We start from the raw sequence: 16566 nt of genomic DNA, 5'->3' as shown, positions 1-16566 counted from the left end.
TTAAGAATGATATTAACGAACAGGGTGATGTATGGCATTAAAGCCGAGCTGCCGCAACAGCGTCGCCGCCTGCTCATCGCTGCACTGTACGTACAGCGAAGACCATTCACGGCGTTCCTGGTAATTTTTGCGCAGCTTGTCAAATTCGCCCGCGGCGCCGGCCACTTTTCGCAGCGGCGCATCGTCGCGGCGCACATCATACACCAAATGGACCAGCCTTTTCAGGGTAGCCTGATCGAGCGCCTCGTGGAGAGTAATGCGGCCAAACTCAGGCGCCGGCAGCAGAGTATCCAGCGCCACCTGCTGCGGATGACCGATAAACGCGCTGTAGGCTTCAAACACCTGGGTCGTCCCGCGCGCTTTTCCTTCCAGAGTATAGCCCGCGATATGCGCGGTACCGATATCCACGCGCTCCAGCAGCTCAAGGTTAAGATCCGGCTCCGGTTCCCAGACGTCAAGCACGACGCTCAGCGGCTGTCCGACCTGCAGGCGTTTCAGCAGCGCGGCGTTATCGACCACCGGGCCGCGGCAGGCGTTAATTAACACCGTTCCCGGCTTCAGGCGGCTAATCAGCGCCTCATCCGCGAGATGCAGCGTCTTGTACTGCCCTTCTTTATATAAAGGCGTGTGGAACGTCAGCACATCGGCCTGCTGAACCAGCTCGTCGAGGCTGCGGAAATCGCCTTCATCGCCGCGATCCGCGCGCGGCGGATCGCAAAGCAGCGTTTTGATCCCCAGCGCTTCAAGACGTTTTTGCAGGTGTCCGCCGACGTTGCCCACCCCGACGATCCCGACGGTACGATCGGTCAGCGCAAAGCCGTCGCGCTCGGCCAGCATCAGCAGCGCCGAGAAAACGTACTCAACCACCGCAATCGCATTACAACCGGGCGCGGCGGAAAAACCGATCCCCGCCTGCTGCAGCCACGCCTGATCGACATGATCGGTACCCGCGGTCGCGGTGCCGACGAACTGAATAGCCTTGCCGGCAAGCAGCGCTTCATTGACTTTCGTGACGGAGCGGACCATCAGTGCGTCGGCATCGGTCAGCGCTTCAGCCGGAATTGGGCGGCCGGGGACCGCCCTCACCTCGCCCAAACGGCTAAAAAGCTCACGGGCATAGGGCATATTTTCATCAACGAGGATTTTCACGGTTCAGTACCTGTCTGAGAACGAGAGTAAACCGGGGAAGTGTGCCATAATCTCGCCGCCAGGAACATCATCACCGGGCCTCAGTACAGTAATACGGAAAGGATTAATCATGATACAACCCGTTTCAGGTATGTCCGATCGCCCTCCGGGGACAGCTCCCTCCGGCGCTTCCGTCGCCGGGGAGCTCTCGCTGACCACCCAGCAACGCACCGTTCTCGAGCGACTGATCACCCGCCTGGTGGCGTTAACATCGCAGCAGAGCGCGGAAGTATGGGCCGGAATCAAGCACGATCTGGGACTTAAAGGCGATGCGCCGCTGCTGGCATGCCACTTTGCCGCCGCCGAAAGTCACCTGAACCAGCGCCTGACCGTTGCACAACAAAACCATCACCACCGCCAGACTCTGGCTCAGCTCGGCGAGCTGCTGAATCAGGGCAACAATCGTCAGGCGGTGAGCGATCATATTCGCCAGCGCTACGGGCAAACCGCGCTACACGCGCTGAGCCAGCAGCAGCTTGAAAACGTGCTGCAGCTGCTGCAAAACGGTCGGCTGTCGATTCCCTCGCCCCAGCAGCGTCAGCCTACGCTGCGCCCGCTGCTGCCGGCGGAGCACAATACGCTGAACCAGCTGGTGACCCGCCTTGCCGCCGCAACCGGTGAGCCCGGCAAGCTTATCTGGCAATCGATGCTGGAGCTGTGCGGCGTGAAAACCGGCGAGCTGATCCCGGCAACGCATTTTACCCCGCTCTCCTACTGGCTGCAGGCGCGACAAACGCTAAGCACCCAGCCCAGCCCGACGCTCAACTCGCTGCAGGCCGCGCTGAAACAGCCGCTTGAAGCGCAGGAGTGGCAGAAGATCGCCGATTTTGCCCGCCACAGCTGGCACGTGACGCCGCAATCGGTGCTGAGCGCCAGCCAGATACTGACGCTACTAAACAAAGTTTTTGTGCTGCGCGTGGCGCGGGCCCAGGAGACCCTGGCGATCCCGTCTCTCCAGTCGGAGCCTGCCCCGCTCTTCGCGCGAATCAAAAAGCCGTGGCTTATCCTGCTGGCGCTGGTCGCGGTGGCGCTGCTATGGCTGATGGTTGCATAACCCTGTCCGCTGTCGATACGCTGTTGCAAAAGATGACGGGCCGCTAAATCACCGCTACGTTTACGATTACGCCCGCGCAAGGCGGCCGGCCCTCACTCACCGAGGGCCGAACCATAGGCCTATTTTCGTAACGATATCAACGTGATGACAATACCCAGCGCGGCGCAGACGGCTGCTGCCAGGAAGACGGACGAGTAGCCCAGGGAGGTCGCCAGCAGTCCGGCAAGCGGGCCGCTAATGCCGTATGAGATATCCTGAAACGCCGCATAGCCGCCCAGCGCGGTACCCCGCACCTGTGGCGGAACGCGTTTCACCACCTCCACGCCCAGCGACGGGAAGATAAGCGAGCAGCCGCAGCCGGTCAGCGCGGCGCCGGCCAGGGCTGTCCAGGCATTCGGCGCCAGCCACAGCAGCGTCAGGCCTGCGGCCTCAATCAGCAGTGAGACCGTCGCCACCTTCACCCCGCCGAAGCGATCGGGCATCCAGCCAAACAGAATGCGCATCAGCACGAAGGCGCCGCCAAAAGCGGTCAACGTAAAGCCGGCCATCGCCCAGCCGTTGCTGGCAAAGTAGAGCGAGACGAAGGTGCCAATCACCGCAAAGCCAACGCCCTGCAGGCCAAGACCAATCCCCGGACGCCAGATCATACCGACCACGCTCCACAGCGACGGGCGTTCGCCGCCGTGGGCCGGAACCTTGCGGACCGTGCCGTTAATCGCGAAGGCCAGCAGCGGCAGCGCCATGGTAACGCAGGCCAGCACCGCGACGCCGTAATGCGTGTAGATCAGCAGCCCCAGCGGGGCGCCAGCCGCCAGCGATCCATATATGGCCATTCCGTTCCACGACATGACTTTTCCCGAACGCGTCGGCCCAACGAGTCCCATCCCCCAGCTCAGGTTGCCGGTTAGCAGCTGGCTCTCGCCAAAGCCAAGGATCAGCCGGCCGAGCACCAGTAGCGCAAATTTCGCCGCAATCGGCACCGGCAGCAGCGCCGCCAGCAGCCACGCGCCGCCGGCCAGCGCGCAGGCCAGCATGCCCTGCAGCACGGAGCGTTTAGCGCCGTACTGGTCGGCCAGGCGACCGGCGTAGCCTCGCGTCAGCACCGTCGCCAGAAACTGTATCCCGACGGCGATGCCGACCATCGTGTTGCCAAAACCAAGCTCATGGTGGACAAAAAGCGGGATCACCGGCAGCGGAAGGCCAACGGTCATATAGGTCAAAAATACGGAGAGCGTAATGCGAAATAGCGAAATATTCGCCGAAGAGGGGTTTGCGGTTTCTGTCGCTGCGGACATGCTTTACTCCAGTTCGCAGAGTAAGACGAAGTGAGAGTGCCTCCCTGCGCCAGGCTCTGTCAATAATGAAAAAAAAGGAGCCAGCCGGCTCCCTTTTCAATTACTGACTGACTATGCGTCGTGTTTACGCATCACCAGGGTGGCGTTGGTGCCGCCAAAACCGAAGCTGTTGGACATCACGGTCTTCAGCGCACGTTCGGTCGGCCTGGTCACGATGTTCAGGCCTGCCGCCTGCTCGTCCATCTCGTCGATGTTGATGCTTGGCGCGATAAAACCGTGTTCCAGCATCAGCAGAGAGTAGATAGCTTCCTGCACGCCAGCGGCGCCCAGCGAGTGGCCGGTCATCGCTTTGGTTGCGGAGATTGCCGGGCTGTTATCGCCGAAGACTTCGCGGATCGCACCCAGCTCTTTCACGTCGCCAACCGGAGTGGAGGTACCGTGGGAGTTCAGGTAATCAATCGGGGTATCAACGCCCTGCATCGCCATGTGCATGCAGCGAACGGCGCCTTCGCCCGACGGGGCGACCATGTCGGCGCCGTCGGAAGTTGCGCCGTAGCCGACGACTTCCGCATAGATGTGCGCGCCGCGCGCCAGAGCGTGCTCCAGCTCTTCAACCACAACCATACCGCCGCCGCCGGCGATGACGAAACCGTCGCGGTGCGTATCATAGGTACGGGACGCTTTGTCCGGAGTTTCGTTGTATTTGGTAGACAGCGCGCCCATTGCGTCGAATTCGCAGGCCATTTCCCAGCATAGCTCTTCGCCGCCGCCGGCAAAAACGATGTCCTGTTTACCCAGCTGAATCTGCTCTACGGCATTGCCGATGCAGTGTGCGGAAGTCGCACAGGCGGAGCTGATGGAGTAGTTAACGCCGTGGATTTTGAACGGGGTAGCGAGGCAGGCGGAAACGGCAGAGGCCATCGCTTTGGTCACGACGTACGGGCCAACGGCCTTCAGGCCGCGCGGGCTGCGCATCGCGTCTGCGCCAAACACCTGGTATTTTGAGGAACCGCCGGAACCGGCAATCAGGCCTACGCGCGGGTTATTCTGATAAACCTCTTCTTTCAAGCCGGAGTCTTCTACGGCCTGCTGCATTGAGAGGTAGGCGTAGATGGAAGCATCGTTCATAAAGCGAACCACTTTACGGTCGATCAGACCGGTGGTGTCCAGCTTAACGTTGCCCCATACGTGGCTTCGCATGCCTGAATCTTGAAATTCCTGAGAGAAAGTGATCCCTGAACGTCCTTCACGCAGAGATGCCAGGACTTCCTGCTGGTTATTACCGATGCTGGAAACGATGCCCAAGCCAGTAATCACTGCACGTTTCATTCAATACCTCTGTAAGTCGCACTATTTTAAGTTTCGAGTCGCACAATAGCGTACACTTGTACGCCGAACAAGTCCGATCAGCCATTTTGTGTATAAATTTGCGCCTCCCGGCACACATCGTTAAGATCGTTCTACGCCTTGAGATTCGAGTAACTTACGTGAAACAAAACGCCATACAACCTGCCAACCTGGAATTCAACGCTGAGGGTACACCTGTTTCCCGAGATTTCGGCGACGTGTACTTTTCCAATGACAACGGCCTGGAAGAGACCCGCTACGTCTTTCTCGGCGGCAACCGCCTCGGTGAACGCTTTCCTGGTCATTCGCAGCCGCTGTTTGTGGTTGCTGAGAGCGGATTCGGCACCGGCCTCAACTTCCTCACGCTGTGGCAGGCGTTCGATGTTTTTCACCGTGACAACCCCGAAGCTACCCTGCAAAGATTACATTTCATCAGTTTTGAAAAATTTCCGCTCACCTCCGCCGATCTGCTCCTCTCCCACCGGCGCTGGCCGGAGCTGGCGCCGTGGGCAGAGCAGCTGCAGGCCCAGTGGCCGCTGCCCGTTGCCGGCTGCCATCGGCTGTTGCTTGATGACGGACGCGTGACCCTTGATTTATGGTTCGGCGATATCAACGAGCTGACCCTTGAGCTGGATGACTCCCTCAATCAGCAGGTCGACGCCTGGTTTCTCGACGGGTTCGCGCCGGCAAAAAACCCGGATATGTGGACGGCTGAACTCTTCGCGGCTATGGCCCGGCTGGCGAAACCGGGCGGAACGCTGGCAACCTTCACCTCCGCGGGCTTTGTCCGTCGCGGCCTGCAGGAGGCCGGCTTCACCATGCACAAGCATAAAGGCTTTGGCCGCAAGCGGGAGATGCTGATCGGCGAGATGAGCCGCGAGCTGAACCTGCCCGCGCGCGCGCCGTGGTTTGCCCGCAGCGCGACCGATAAACGCGACGCTGCCATTATCGGCGGCGGGATTGCCAGCGCCCTGCTGTCGCTCGCGCTGCTGCGCCGCGGCTGGCAGGTGACGCTCTACTGCGCCGACGATGCCCCTGCCACCGGCGCATCCGGCAACCGCCAGGGGGCCCTGTATCCTTTACTCAGCCAGCACGACCCGGCCCTGACCCGCTTCTTCCCCGCCGCATTTACCTTCGCGCGCCGGATTTACGATGCGCTGCCGGTTACCTTCGACCACCAGTGGTGCGGCGTGACTCAGCTCGCGTGGGATGAGAAAAGCGGGCAAAAAATCGCCCAGATGCTCGAGCTCAATCTGCCGGCGGAAATTGCCGTTGCCGTCAGCGCCGAAACGGCGGCGCAGGCGACCGGCGTCGAGACCGGCTGCGGTGGGATCGCCTATCCCGCAGGAGGCTGGCTCTGCCCACAGCAGCTGACGGCCGAACTCCTCGCCCTGGCGGCAACCCGCGGGCTGCACGCACGCTATGGCGTTAAGGTAGAGACGCTCACCGCCGACGGCGACGGCTGGCAGCTGAACCAGCGCCAGCGGCACGACGTGGTGGTATTGGCGAACGGCCATCAGCTGACCACCTTCAGCCAAACCGCGCAGCTGCCGGCCTATCCGGTAGGCGGACAGGTTAGCCACATCCCGACAACGCCGGGGCTTGCTCAGCTGCGGCAGGTGCTGTGCTATGACGGCTACCTGACGCCGCAAAACCCGCATAACCAGCAGCACTGTATCGGAGCCAGCTATCACCGCGGACGGACGGAGACGACATTCAGCGCAGAGGATCAGTGGCAGAACCGGCAGCGTTTGATCGACTGCTTCCCGGACGCGGAGTGGGCTCATGAGGTCGATGTCAGCGCCAATGAGGCCCGCAGCGGCGTACGTTGCGCCACCCGCGATCATTTACCGATGGTCGGCAACGTGCCGGACTATGATGCAACTCTTGCCCGCTACGCGCAGCTTGCCGGGCAGAAAGAGAATGCGCCGTCGGCGCCGGTGCACCGCAATCTGTATCTCCTCGGGGCGCTGGGATCGCGCGGGCTGTGCTCCGCGCCGTTAGCGGCGGAAATTCTGGCAGCGCAGATGAGCGGCGAGCCGCTGCCAATGGATCGCGAAACGCTGGCGGCGCTCAATCCCAATCGGCTATGGATAAGGAAACTGCTGAAGGGAAAAGCGGTGAAATAATCCGTAGAGGTAGTCCGGATGGCACTCACCGGGCGATTCCCCGACCTCGCGACGCTCGGCCGGGGCTTTCTAACAGGCGCTTCAGCTGATTAGCGTGTTGCCTGCTGATATAAACGTTCCCACATCTCCTGAACGAGGATCTGATCCGGTGGCGAGAGCTCTCCCGCGCCGATCGCTTTTTCCAGACTGTGAACGACCCGGTCATTGATCGCTTGCGCTGAATGATCGTCTCCGCCTTCCAGCTCGGCTATCGCCAGCGTCAGGTGGCCACGCAGATAGCCGCCGGCAAACAGTTCATCATCGCTGGCGTGGTCTACCATTTCGTCGATTAGCGCCAGAATGCGTGATTCAAACTCCGCGAGCATTGTCTTTCCTCTTCTAGTGTAAAGCGTGGCCTTAGTGCAGGTCTTCCGGCCACGGAAATTGTTCTGCCGTCAGTGGCGGCGTTTGATAATAGTTTTGTAATGCCTGAATAAATCTCGCCGGACGCTCCGGGATCCCCTGCTGCAGATAGCTCATCACCTGGGCATGGACCCGTCGCTGAAAGGCGATGCGATCGGGCTCGACGTCCCCTTCCAGGTTGTCGCAGCTGACGTTGAACGGGAAGCCCGCCGCCACGCAAAACAGCCACTCAAATGCCTGGGGTTTCACCTCGACGTCTTCAAACTGGCCCTGGGTCATCGCATCCCGGCCATCCGGGCAGTACCAGTAGCCGAAATCAACCTGTTCGCGACGCGCTTTCCCGGCAATACACCAGTGCGAAATTTCGTGCAGACCGCTGGCATAAAAGCCGTGGGCAAAGACGATACGGTTAAACGGTACGTCGTTGTCAGCCGGAAGATAGATCGGTTCGTCGTCACCTTTAATCAGACGGGTATTAAAATCATCGGCGAAGCAGCCGTCAAAAATGGCGATCAGCTGCTGATAATGGTGTTGCTGTTGCATTAATTCATTCCCAACCACTGCAGGATTTCCGCCCCGTGGCTGTCATAAAGAAGTTTCGCGCTCATCACTGCGGACACGATCACGATCATCGGTCGAATCAGCGATTGCCCTTTGCTCAGAACCAGCCGCGAGCCGGCGCGAGCGCCGATAAACTGCCCCGCCATCATCACGAATCCGGTGGCCCAAACCACTTTGCCGCCAATGATAAACAGCAGCAGCCCGCCAACGTTGGAGGTCGCGTTAAGCACCTTCGCGTGGGCGGTTGATTTCGCCAGGTTGAACCCGGCCAGGGTAACAAAAGCCAGGGCGTAGAACGAACCGGCGCCCGGGCCGAAAAAGCCGTCATAGAAGCCCACGCAGCCGCCGGCGACCAGCGCGAACGGCAGGCCGTATAAGCGGCGCTGACGATCGTCCTCGCCTAATTTTGGCATCAGCAGAAAATAGAGGCCAATGCCGATAATCAGCAGCGGCAGAATCTGTTTGAGGATATCGGACTGGACGTGCTGCACCAGCAGCGCGCCGCCGGTGGAGCCAATAAAGGTCATCAGAATATTAAGCTTCTGATCGGCGAGGTTCACCACCTTACGGCGGATAAAGTAGAGCGACGCGGAGAGCGAACCGCCGCAGGCCTGCAGCTTGTTGGTCGCCAGCGCCTGCGCCGGAGGAAGCCCCGCTGCCATCAGCGCCGGGACGGTCAGCAGCCCGCCGCCGCCGGCCAGGGAATCGATAAATCCGGCGAGAATGGCGACGAAGAACAGCACCACCAGTACCGTAGGCGAAACCATAAACAGGTCGATAAAACTATCCATTAAAGCACATGCTCATCCAGTAGCGCCTGGCAGGAAGGCGGCAGCGGAGGCGGCGTCTTCTTCACAGGAGAGGTTGATCCGGGTTTCGGGGGTTCGAACCAGCTTTGCAACTCTGCACCGCAGCCGTCGCCGGCAGGCGGCGGCGCCTGCTCTTCGCACTCCAGGCTTCCGGCAGGACAGCGCAGACGGACGTGCATATGCGCGCGATGCTGGAACCACGGGCGAACTTTATGCAGCCAGTCGCGATCGCTCCCGGCATCGAGGCATAGCTGCTGTTTGATCGCCGGGTTAACGAAGATGCGCGTGACTTCGCTATCTTCTGCCGCCAGCTTGATCAGCTGGCTAATTTGCGGGCTCCACCGCGCCGGGACAACGCGCTTGCCGTCGGCGGAAACCAGGTCCAGCGCCTGCGGCTTGAGCAGCTGCGCCTGGCTCCAGCGCACCTGCGGCAGTTGGAGGAAAATATCGACATCCAGGCCGCTCTGGTGGCTGGCGTGGCCGCCGTTAAAACGTCCGCCGGCGGGCATACCCATATCGCCAATCAGCATCGTGCCCATTCCCCGACTGTGCACCTGATTACTCAGGCGCTGGATAAAGCGGACAAGATCGGGATGGCCGAAATAGCGGCGCTGGTCGGTACGCATCACCTGGTAGTTTTCCGAGTTCAGCGGCAGCGCCTGGGCGCCCACAATGCAGCCGTTGGCAAAAGCGCCGATAGACTGCGCGCTGCCGGCTATCGGCTGAGTGATTTTTTGCCACGGCGTTGCCGCAGAACAGGCAGAGCTGGCCAGGAGCGCCAGCAGAGCGATAACGGTTTTTTTCATCGATTACCAGCGTGGAATTGATGTCGTCACGTCGCCGTTTTGCGCGCGTTGACGCATAAAGTGATCCATTAACACGATCGCCAGCATCGCTTCCGCGATCGGCACCGCGCGGATCCCCACGCACGGATCGTGACGTCCTTTGGTGATCATCTCAACTTCTTCGCCAAAGCGGTTAATGGTATGCCCCGGAACGGTGATGCTGGAGGTCGGCTTCAGCGCAATATGCGCAATAATCTGCTGGCCGCTGCTGATCCCGCCGAGCACGCCGCCCGCGTGGTTGCTCTGGAAACCGGCTTTGGTGATCTCATCGCGGTTTTCGCTGCCGCGCAGCTTAACCACCTCAAAGCCGTCGCCAATCTCAACGCCTTTCACCGCGTTAATGCTCATCAGCGCGTGGGCAATATCGGCATCCAGGCGGTCGAATACCGGCTCACCGAGTCCCGGAGGCACGCCATCGGCGACGACGGTGATTTTTGCACCAATCGAGTCGCCCTCTTTTTTCAGGCCGCGCATCAGCTCATCAAGCGCTTCGATTTTATCCGGATCGGGACAGAAGAACGGGTTCTGTTCAACCTGCTCCCAGTCCTTAATGGCCAGCGGGATATCGCCCATCTGGGTCAGGCAGCCGCGGATGACGATGCCAAACTTCTCCGCGAGGAACTTTTTGGCGATCGCTCCCGCCGCAACGCGCATCGCGGTCTCACGCGCCGACGAACGTCCGCCGCCGCGATAATCGCGCAGGCCGTATTTCTGCTCGTAGGTGTAATCCGCGTGGCCGGGACGAAAAACGTCTTTGATCGCGCCGTAGTCCTGCGAACGCTGGTCGGTATTCTCAATCAGCAGGCCAATGCTGGTGCCGGTGGTGACGCCTTCGAATACGCCGGACAGGATCTTAACCTGGTCCGGTTCGCGGCGCTGGGTGGTGTAGCGCGAGGTGCCGGGGCGGCGGCGATCGAGGTCGTGCTGCAGATCGGCTTCGGTCAGCGGAATGCCCGGCGGTACGCCGTCGACGATGCAGCCCAGCGCCAGGCCGTGCGACTCGCCGAAGGTGGTTACGCGAAAGAGTTGTCCAATTGTATTTCCTGCCATCACGGCTCCGTCATATTTGCGTGTTGTTTTTAGTCTTTATAAATACCGAAATGCACCCGGGCGGCGATCAGCTGCGGTTTGGTCAGCATAAACACGCCGTCTCCGCCGTTATCGAATTCAAGCCAGGTGAACGGGACATCCGGGTACTGCTCAATCAGATGTACCATGCTGTTACCGACTTCACAAATCAGAATACCGTCATCGTTGAGGTAATCCGGGACGCAGGCGAGGATGCGGCGGGTCAGCTTGAGGCCGTCGCTACCGGAAGCCAGGCCGAGTACCGGCTCGTGACGATATTCGCCCGGCAAATCGGACATATCTTCTTCATCGACGTACGGCGGATTGGTGACGATCAGGTCATATTGCACCTTCGGCAGGTCGCGGAACAGATCCGAGCGAATCGGCGTGACCTGATGAATAAGCCCATGCTCTTCCACGTTTTGTTCAGCGACGGCCAGCGCGTCAGGGGAAATATCCACCGCATCGACTTCCGCTTGCGGGAAGGCATAGGCGCAGGCGATGGCGATACAGCCGCTGCCGGTGCACATATCGAGGATGTGCTGCGGCTGATGGTCGATCAGTCCGGCAAACTGGTTTTCGATAAGCTCGCCAATCGGAGAGCGCGGCACCAGCACGCGTTCATCGACGTAAAACTCATGGCCGCAGAACCAGGCTTTATTGGTCAAATAGGCGACCGGAATACGCTCGTTGACGCGACGAATCACGCGCTCAACGATGCGATGTTTTTCACTGGAGGTCAGCCGCGCAATGCGCATGTCCTCCGGGATGTCCAGCGGCAGGTACAGTGAAGGCAGCACCAGCTGCACCGCTTCGTCCCACGGGTTGTCGGTGCCGTGACCGTACCAGATATTCGCCGCGCTGAAGCGGCTTACCGCCCAACGCAGCATGTCCTGAATGGTTTGCAGCTCATTGACCGCTTCATCAACAAAAATTTTATCCACGCCATCCTCCAGGACACGCTCTACTGTAAATTCGGCGGCTAGTTTGCCATGAAGACGGCGATAAATCAGCATTCTTACGTCAGGCAGAGGGGGAAAAGTACGTTTTGCTTGCCTGGATCTACTCCGGGTCAGGTAAACTAGCGCAAAGAAAAGATGAGAGTGGGCAATGAAAAAGAAAACATCGCTTAGCGTGGAGGATCAGACGCTGTTCCGTCAGCTCATGACCGGCACGCGTAAGATTAAGCAGGACACTATCGTTCACCGCCCGCTGCGCAAGAAAATAACCGAAGTGCCGCCGAAGCGTCTACTTCAGGAGCAGGCCGACAACAGCCACTACTTTTCGGATGAATTTCAGCCGCTGCTGAATACCGAAGGGTCGGTAAAATACGTCCGTGCGGACGTGAGTCACTTTGAGTTGAAAAAACTGCGCCGCGGGGACTATTCGCCAGAGCTGTTTCTCGACCTGCACGGTTTAACCCAGCAGCAGGCAAAGCAGGAGCTGGGCGCGCTGATTGCCGCATGCCGTCGGGAACACGTGTTCTGCGCCTGTGTGATGCACGGACACGGGAAGCATATTCTCAAGCAGCAGACGCCGTTATGGCTGGCGCAGCATCCGCATATTATGGCGTTCCATCAGGCGCCAAAAGAGTACGGCGGAGACGCCGCACTGCTGGTGCTGATAGAGATTGAAGAGTGGCAACCGCCGGAGCTTCCGTAAAACGTCGGCTCCGGGGAGAGATTAGATAGCTTTCGCCATCTTCAGGTTGCAGGGGCTCATCTGCCAGTTGAATTCGCCCTTGCCGTTGGCATCGAGCGTCACGCAGGCAATGGCCGACGTGGTGAACATCGGGGGCGTCTCTCCCGGGCACAGCTCTGAGACGAGGTACCCTACCAACGGCAGGTGCGAAACGACCAGCGCCGTTGCCACACCTTCATTGGCCAGCGCCTGAAGATAAGCGTTGACCATGCCAACGTCGCCGCACGGCGTCAGCTCCGGCATGACGTCGACGTCCTTCGGCAGGTTCATGCACTCTCTTACGATATCCAGCGTCTGTTCCGCACGCAGGTAAGGGCTCACAAGAACCCGCTCAATATCCACTTTCTGGCCTTTCAGCCAGGTTGCCATCAGACGCGACTCATCACAACCGCATACGGTTAATGGACGAACCGAGTCACTGGCTGCATCGAGGGCAGCGTCGCCGTGACGCATGATAAAAACTTGCATATTGCACCGCTTTTGTTAACCAGAAGCACCGAAGTCTTGCCCGCGCAGATAATACGCAGTTAACCCGGTGGCCGGGCATTGTGCCTGATCCATCCAACGAATGAAACGCTGTTTTTTACCTCAGTGGCGTAAGTATAGTCAATATCTGTTGACAAAATAGCCAATCGACAGCGGCATTCATCGTCGGATTTATCTTCTTTGACCAGAACTTAGGTCGTCCGTTCGCCAGCGGGCCAAAACGTTGCCCCCTGCTCGGCCATGCGCAATAAATTTTCACATGGCGTAAAACGCGGGCCGTACTGCGCGGCCAGACGCTGCAAAATTGCAACCACTTCACCCGCACCAGATGTATCCATATAGCGGAATGGACCGCCAAGAAACGGCGGGAAGCCAATACCAAACACGGCGCCGATATCGCCATCGCGAGCGCTGCGAATAACCTGCTCATCGAAGCAGCGCGCCGCTTCATTGAGCATCATCATCACGCAGCGTTCAGCCACCTGCTGCGCCGACAAGCGCGCCTGCGGGGCGGAAATCCCCAGCAGCGAATAAATTGCCGCATCGGGTCGTTTTTTGCTTGTACGCCCTTTTTTCTTATAAAGATAGAAACCGCGGCTATTTTTTCTGCCTTTGCGATCGTCATTCAAGATCGCGTCAATGATATTTGCAGGCGGGCTAAAACGTTCCCCCCACGCCGACTCCAGAACGGGAATAATTTTGGTGCCGGTGTCGATACCAACTTCATCGAGCAGCTGGATAGGCCCTACCGGAAAACCGAATTTAACCAATGCGTTATCGATATGTTCAACGGGTTCACCCTCCGTCAGTAAGCGCATCGCCTCGTTGATGTAGGGGGCGAGAATGCGGTTGACGTAGAAGCCGGCTTTATCCGCCACCACGATCGGCGTTTTGCCCTGCATTTTTGCCAGCCGGACCACCGTGGCGACGGCCTGCGGGTCCGTATGCTGATGCGGGATAACTTCCACCAGCGGCATTTTTTCAACCGGACTGAAATAGTGCAGGCCAATCACCCGCTGCGGCCTGCTGGCCTGCGCCGCGATCGCGGCGATCGGCAGCGACGACGTATTGGAGGCAAAGATCGTCTCCGGGCCGCAATGCTGCTCTATTTCGGCGACCATTCGCTGTTTGAGCGCTAAGTCCTCGAATACGGCCTCGATCACCACGTCCCGGTGGGCAAACCCTTGATAATCCGTGGTCCCGGAGATAAGCGCCAGCTGGCGATCGCGCTCGCTGGCGCGCAGGTAGCGCCGGCGTACCTGCTTGTCCAGCAGCGCCCAGCTGTACTTCAACGCATGGTTAATTCCACTGGCCTGAATATCCTTGATTCGCACCGGCAATCCGCCCTTGCTGGCGGTAACCCAGGCGATCCCCCCGCCCATCAGGCCGCCGCCGAGAACGGCGATGCTGTTTAAAGGTCCGGCTTGCGCATCGGCGCCGCGATCTTTCTTCAGCTCGGTGCTGGCGAAGAAAATGGAGCGGAGCGCCTGGGATTGCGGCGTCATCGCCAGCTCGCCGAAGGCTCGCGCCTCCTCGGCGTAACCGCTACTGCAGCCATGGGCCAGCCCGTTCTCAATGACCTGCAGAATTTTCTTCGCGGCAGGATAGTTGCCCTGGGTCTTCTGCTGTGTCTTCTTCGCCACCAGGTGAAACAGCAGATTCCGCCCTAGCGGGCCGGCGAGGACGCGCTCGCGGATTGGCATATTGCGGCTCGCCGGACGCTCTTTCAGCGCCAGCTCCACAGCCGTTTGCAGTAAAATAGCCTGGGGCACCACGTCATCCACCAGCCCGGCCTTCAGCGCCTGACGGGCGCGCAGCTGTTTGCCGGTGAGAATCATCTCCAGCGCGCTGCTGACGCCAATCAACCGCGGCAGCCGCTGCGTGCCGCCGGAGCCCGGCAGCAAACCCAGCTGCACTTCCGGGAGGCCAAGACGGGTTTTATCATCATCGCTACAGACTCGCCCGTGGCAGGCCAGCGCCAGCTCAAGGCCGCCGCCGAGGCAGGAGCCGTGGATGGCGGCGATGACCGGAATTGCCAGCCCGTGGATCTCGGCCATAATCTGCTGCCCCTGACGCGCCAGCGCCTCTGCTTCTTCCGCGCTGGTGCAGCAGGCAATCATATTGATATCCGCCCCGGCGATGAAGTTGTCCGCTTTAGCAGAAATAATCACCACGCCGCGCAGAGATTTGTTATCGCGGATCTGGCGGATGATAGCCCGCACCTGGCTGCCAAATTCGGCCTTCAGGGTATTCATTTTTTCGCCGGGCGTATCGATGGTGATCACCGCCACGTTGTCCGGACAAATATCGAGAGTAAACGCCGATGCAGCAGTCATCATTCCACCTCCAGAATCATGGCGGCGCCTAAACCGCCCGCCGCACAGGCGGTGACCAGCCCAAACCCTCCCCCTCTGCGCCGCAGCTCATGCAGGGTTTGCGTGATCATCCTCGCGCCGGTCGCGGCAAAAGGATGACCATAGGCAATCGAGCCGCCGAGGACGTTAAATTTGCTGTCATCCACTTCGCCGGTAGCCTGCGAGCGGCCAAGCATCTCGCGAGCAAAACGATCGCTGGCCAGACACTTCAGGTTAGCCAGCGTTTGCGCGGCAAAAGCCTCATGCATGTCGATAAGGGTTAAATCGGCGAGGGTCAGCCCCGCCCTTTCCAGCGCCAGAGGCGTCGACCACGCCGGCCCCAGCAGCATGTCCTGCTTAACGTCAATGGCGGTGAAAGCATAGCTGCGCAGATAGCCCAGCGGGGTTAATCCCAGCTCTTTGGCCCGGGATTCCGTCATCATAATCACCGCCGCCGCGCCGTCGGTTAACGGCGTGCTGTTGGCCGCGGTGACCGTGCCGTGCTTGCGATCGAAGGCCGGACGTAACTTTTGGTAATCAGCGAGGGTTGAATTCTTACGAATATTGTTATCGCTTGCTACGGGCCCGCGGAACGGCGGCGCGTAGGCGGTCATCACTTCGGCCGCCAGCTTCCCCTCTTCCCAGGCTTTGGCCGCCAGCTGATGCGAACGCAGCGCCAGCGTATCCTGCTGTTCACGGGTAATGCCCCAGCTTTTCGCCATCTGCTCGGCGGTATCGCCCATCCGCAGCCCGGTCGAGTATTCGGCCACCGCGGGCGGTACCGGTAGCAGATCGCGCAGGCGCAGGCGAGAAAACAGCTTCAGCCGCTGGCCGAGGCTTCGCGCCTTATTGGCATCCACCAGGGTGCGGGCCAGCTTTTTACTCACGCCGATGGGCAGCACCGACGAGGAGTCGGCGCCGCCGGCAATGCCCGCCCGGATCGTCCCGGCCATCAGGCTTTCGGCAACGTTAGCGACGGCCTGAAAGCTGGTCGCGCAGGCGCGGCTGACGCTGTAGGCATCGGTGTGCACGCTCATGCCGGTGCCGAGCACGATCTCGCGCGCGATATTCGGCGCTTCCGGCATCTGAACCACCTGGCCAAAGACCAGCTGTTCAATAATCTGCGGGGGAATATCGCTGCGAGCCAGCATTTCACTGATGACCATTTTTCCCAAATCAATCGCGGGAACGCCGTGAAATACCGTTGCCTGACGGGCAAACGGAGTACGTAAACCACTGACGATGGCAATGCGATCGCCCTGACGGGTGACAAGCGGTAGTGCCTGACTCATAACTCTCCCCTGTTAACCGATAAAACCAAGTGGTC

At 59.8% G+C, this 16566-nt stretch carries 15 protein-coding genes; 3 read left to right on the top strand and 12 right to left on the bottom strand.

Annotation, left to right across the window (positions count from 1 at the left end; all coding sequences use genetic code 11):
- Positions 1 to 12 precede the first annotated feature (12 nt).
- A complete protein-coding gene (pdxB, locus tag AC1M2H_RS08275; RefSeq protein ID WP_480150991.1) occupies positions 13 to 1149 on the bottom strand; it encodes a 4-phosphoerythronate dehydrogenase PdxB in 1137 nt (378 codons plus the stop codon).
- Positions 1150 to 1258: 109 nt separating this feature from the next.
- Here pdxB and flk point away from each other — a divergent pair, with 109 nt between their 5' ends.
- Positions 1259 to 2242 (top strand): flagella biosynthesis regulator Flk, encoded by a 984-nt coding sequence (gene flk, locus AC1M2H_RS08270; protein WP_480150990.1) that lies wholly within the window; start codon positions 1259 to 1261, stop codon positions 2240 to 2242.
- Positions 2243 to 2361: 119 nt separating this feature from the next.
- On the opposite strand, the gene AC1M2H_RS08265 is transcribed toward flk, so the two are convergent.
- Together AC1M2H_RS08265 and fabB are read right to left on the bottom strand one after the other, a co-directional pair.
- Positions 2362 to 3537 carry an arabinose transporter gene (locus AC1M2H_RS08265; RefSeq protein ID WP_480150989.1) on the bottom strand — a complete coding sequence of 392 codons (1176 nt, stop codon included), beginning with the start codon at positions 3535 to 3537 and terminating at the stop codon, positions 2362 to 2364.
- Positions 3538 to 3648: 111 nt separating this feature from the next.
- Positions 3649 to 4866 (bottom strand): beta-ketoacyl-ACP synthase I, encoded by a 1218-nt coding sequence (gene fabB, locus AC1M2H_RS08260; protein WP_480150988.1) that lies wholly within the window; start codon positions 4864 to 4866, stop codon positions 3649 to 3651.
- A 158-nt stretch (positions 4867 to 5024) separates the two neighbouring features.
- Here fabB and mnmC point away from each other — a divergent pair, with 158 nt between their 5' ends.
- Positions 5025 to 7013: a bifunctional tRNA (5-methylaminomethyl-2-thiouridine)(34)-methyltransferase MnmC2/FAD-dependent 5-carboxymethylaminomethyl-2-thiouridine(34) oxidoreductase MnmC1 gene (gene mnmC, locus AC1M2H_RS08255; RefSeq protein WP_480150987.1), complete on the top strand. Its 1989-nt coding sequence runs from the start codon at positions 5025 to 5027 to the stop codon at positions 7011 to 7013.
- Between the two features lie 89 nt (positions 7014 to 7102).
- Here the strand turns inward: mnmC and AC1M2H_RS08250 are convergent, their stop codons facing one another.
- From AC1M2H_RS08250 to prmB, 6 genes are read right to left on the bottom strand one after another with little or no spacing between them, the layout of a single operon-like run.
- Positions 7103 to 7378 (bottom strand): YfcL family protein, encoded by a 276-nt coding sequence (locus AC1M2H_RS08250; protein ID WP_480150986.1) that lies wholly within the window; start codon positions 7376 to 7378, stop codon positions 7103 to 7105.
- Between the two features lie 31 nt (positions 7379 to 7409).
- Complete coding sequence (locus AC1M2H_RS08245; RefSeq protein WP_480150985.1) at positions 7410 to 7958, bottom strand: elongation factor P hydroxylase; 549 nt, start codon at positions 7956 to 7958, stop codon at positions 7410 to 7412.
- Positions 7958 to 8767, bottom strand: a complete 810-nt coding sequence (locus AC1M2H_RS08240) for a sulfite exporter TauE/SafE family protein (protein ID WP_480150984.1) — start codon at positions 8765 to 8767, stop codon at positions 7958 to 7960. The genes AC1M2H_RS08245 and AC1M2H_RS08240 overlap by 1 nt, the downstream gene beginning before the upstream one ends.
- Positions 8767 to 9591, bottom strand: a complete 825-nt coding sequence (gene mepA, locus AC1M2H_RS08235) for a penicillin-insensitive murein endopeptidase (protein ID WP_480150983.1) — start codon at positions 9589 to 9591, stop codon at positions 8767 to 8769. Before mepA ends, AC1M2H_RS08240 begins: the two co-directional genes overlap by 1 nt.
- A 3-nt stretch (positions 9592 to 9594) precedes the next feature.
- Positions 9595 to 10680: a chorismate synthase gene (gene aroC, locus AC1M2H_RS08230; protein WP_133599292.1), complete on the bottom strand. Its 1086-nt coding sequence runs from the start codon at positions 10678 to 10680 to the stop codon at positions 9595 to 9597.
- A gap of 29 nt (positions 10681 to 10709) precedes the next feature.
- On the bottom strand, positions 10710 to 11642 hold the full coding sequence (gene prmB, locus AC1M2H_RS08225; RefSeq protein WP_480150982.1) for a 50S ribosomal protein L3 N(5)-glutamine methyltransferase: 933 nt from the start codon (positions 11640 to 11642) through the stop codon (positions 10710 to 10712).
- A 166-nt stretch (positions 11643 to 11808) separates the two neighbouring features.
- Between prmB and smrB the strand changes: the two genes are divergently transcribed.
- Positions 11809 to 12360, top strand: a complete 552-nt coding sequence (smrB, locus tag AC1M2H_RS08220) for an endonuclease SmrB (RefSeq protein WP_076945821.1) — start codon at positions 11809 to 11811, stop codon at positions 12358 to 12360.
- 21 nt (positions 12361 to 12381) lie between these two features.
- On the opposite strand, the gene sixA is transcribed toward smrB, so the two are convergent.
- From sixA to fadI, 3 genes are all read right to left on the bottom strand, one after another.
- On the bottom strand, positions 12382 to 12867 hold the full coding sequence (gene sixA / locus AC1M2H_RS08215) for a phosphohistidine phosphatase SixA (RefSeq protein WP_480150981.1): 486 nt from the start codon (positions 12865 to 12867) through the stop codon (positions 12382 to 12384).
- Positions 12868 to 13076: 209 nt separating this feature from the next.
- Positions 13077 to 15221 (bottom strand): fatty acid oxidation complex subunit alpha FadJ, encoded by a 2145-nt coding sequence (fadJ, locus tag AC1M2H_RS08210; protein ID WP_480151876.1) that lies wholly within the window; start codon positions 15219 to 15221, stop codon positions 13077 to 13079.
- Positions 15221 to 16531 (bottom strand): acetyl-CoA C-acyltransferase FadI, encoded by a 1311-nt coding sequence (gene fadI / locus AC1M2H_RS08205; protein WP_480150980.1) that lies wholly within the window; start codon positions 16529 to 16531, stop codon positions 15221 to 15223. The genes fadJ and fadI overlap by 1 nt, the downstream gene beginning before the upstream one ends.
- Positions 16532 to 16566: the final 35 nt, after the last annotated feature.

The sequence above is a fragment of the Klebsiella sp. F11 genome (assembly GCF_056712265.1).
The sequence above is the reverse complement of the archived record's forward strand: the minus strand, read 5'-3'. Positions and strand labels throughout refer to the sequence as shown.

What these genes read in the sequence shown, in the direction of transcription:
- aroC (WP_133599292.1), bottom strand. Translation starts at nt 10,680, where the DNA reads ATGGCAGGAAATACAATTGGACAACTCTTTCGCGTAACCACCTTCGGC.
- AC1M2H_RS08240 (WP_480150984.1), bottom strand. Translation starts at nt 8,767, where the DNA reads ATGGATAGTTTTATCGACCTGTTTATGGTTTCGCCTACGGTACTGGTG.
- fabB (WP_480150988.1), bottom strand. Translation starts at nt 4,866, where the DNA reads ATGAAACGTGCAGTGATTACTGGCTTGGGCATCGTTTCCAGCATCGGT.
- mepA (WP_480150983.1), bottom strand. Translation starts at nt 9,591, where the DNA reads ATGAAAAAAACCGTTATCGCTCTGCTGGCGCTCCTGGCCAGCTCTGCC.
- AC1M2H_RS08245 (WP_480150985.1), bottom strand. Translation starts at nt 7,958, where the DNA reads ATGCAACAGCAACACCATTATCAGCAGCTGATCGCCATTTTTGACGGC.
- flk (WP_480150990.1), top strand. Translation starts at nt 1,259, where the DNA reads ATGATACAACCCGTTTCAGGTATGTCCGATCGCCCTCCGGGGACAGCT.
- AC1M2H_RS08250 (WP_480150986.1), bottom strand. Translation starts at nt 7,378, where the DNA reads ATGCTCGCGGAGTTTGAATCACGCATTCTGGCGCTAATCGACGAAATG.
- smrB (WP_076945821.1), top strand. Translation starts at nt 11,809, where the DNA reads ATGAAAAAGAAAACATCGCTTAGCGTGGAGGATCAGACGCTGTTCCGT.
- AC1M2H_RS08265 (WP_480150989.1), bottom strand. Translation starts at nt 3,537, where the DNA reads ATGTCCGCAGCGACAGAAACCGCAAACCCCTCTTCGGCGAATATTTCG.
- fadJ (WP_480151876.1), bottom strand. Translation starts at nt 15,221, where the DNA reads ATGACTGCTGCATCGGCGTTTACTCTCGATATTTGTCCGGACAACGTG.
- fadI (WP_480150980.1), bottom strand. Translation starts at nt 16,531, where the DNA reads ATGAGTCAGGCACTACCGCTTGTCACCCGTCAGGGCGATCGCATTGCC.
- sixA (WP_480150981.1), bottom strand. Translation starts at nt 12,867, where the DNA reads ATGCAAGTTTTTATCATGCGTCACGGCGACGCTGCCCTCGATGCAGCC.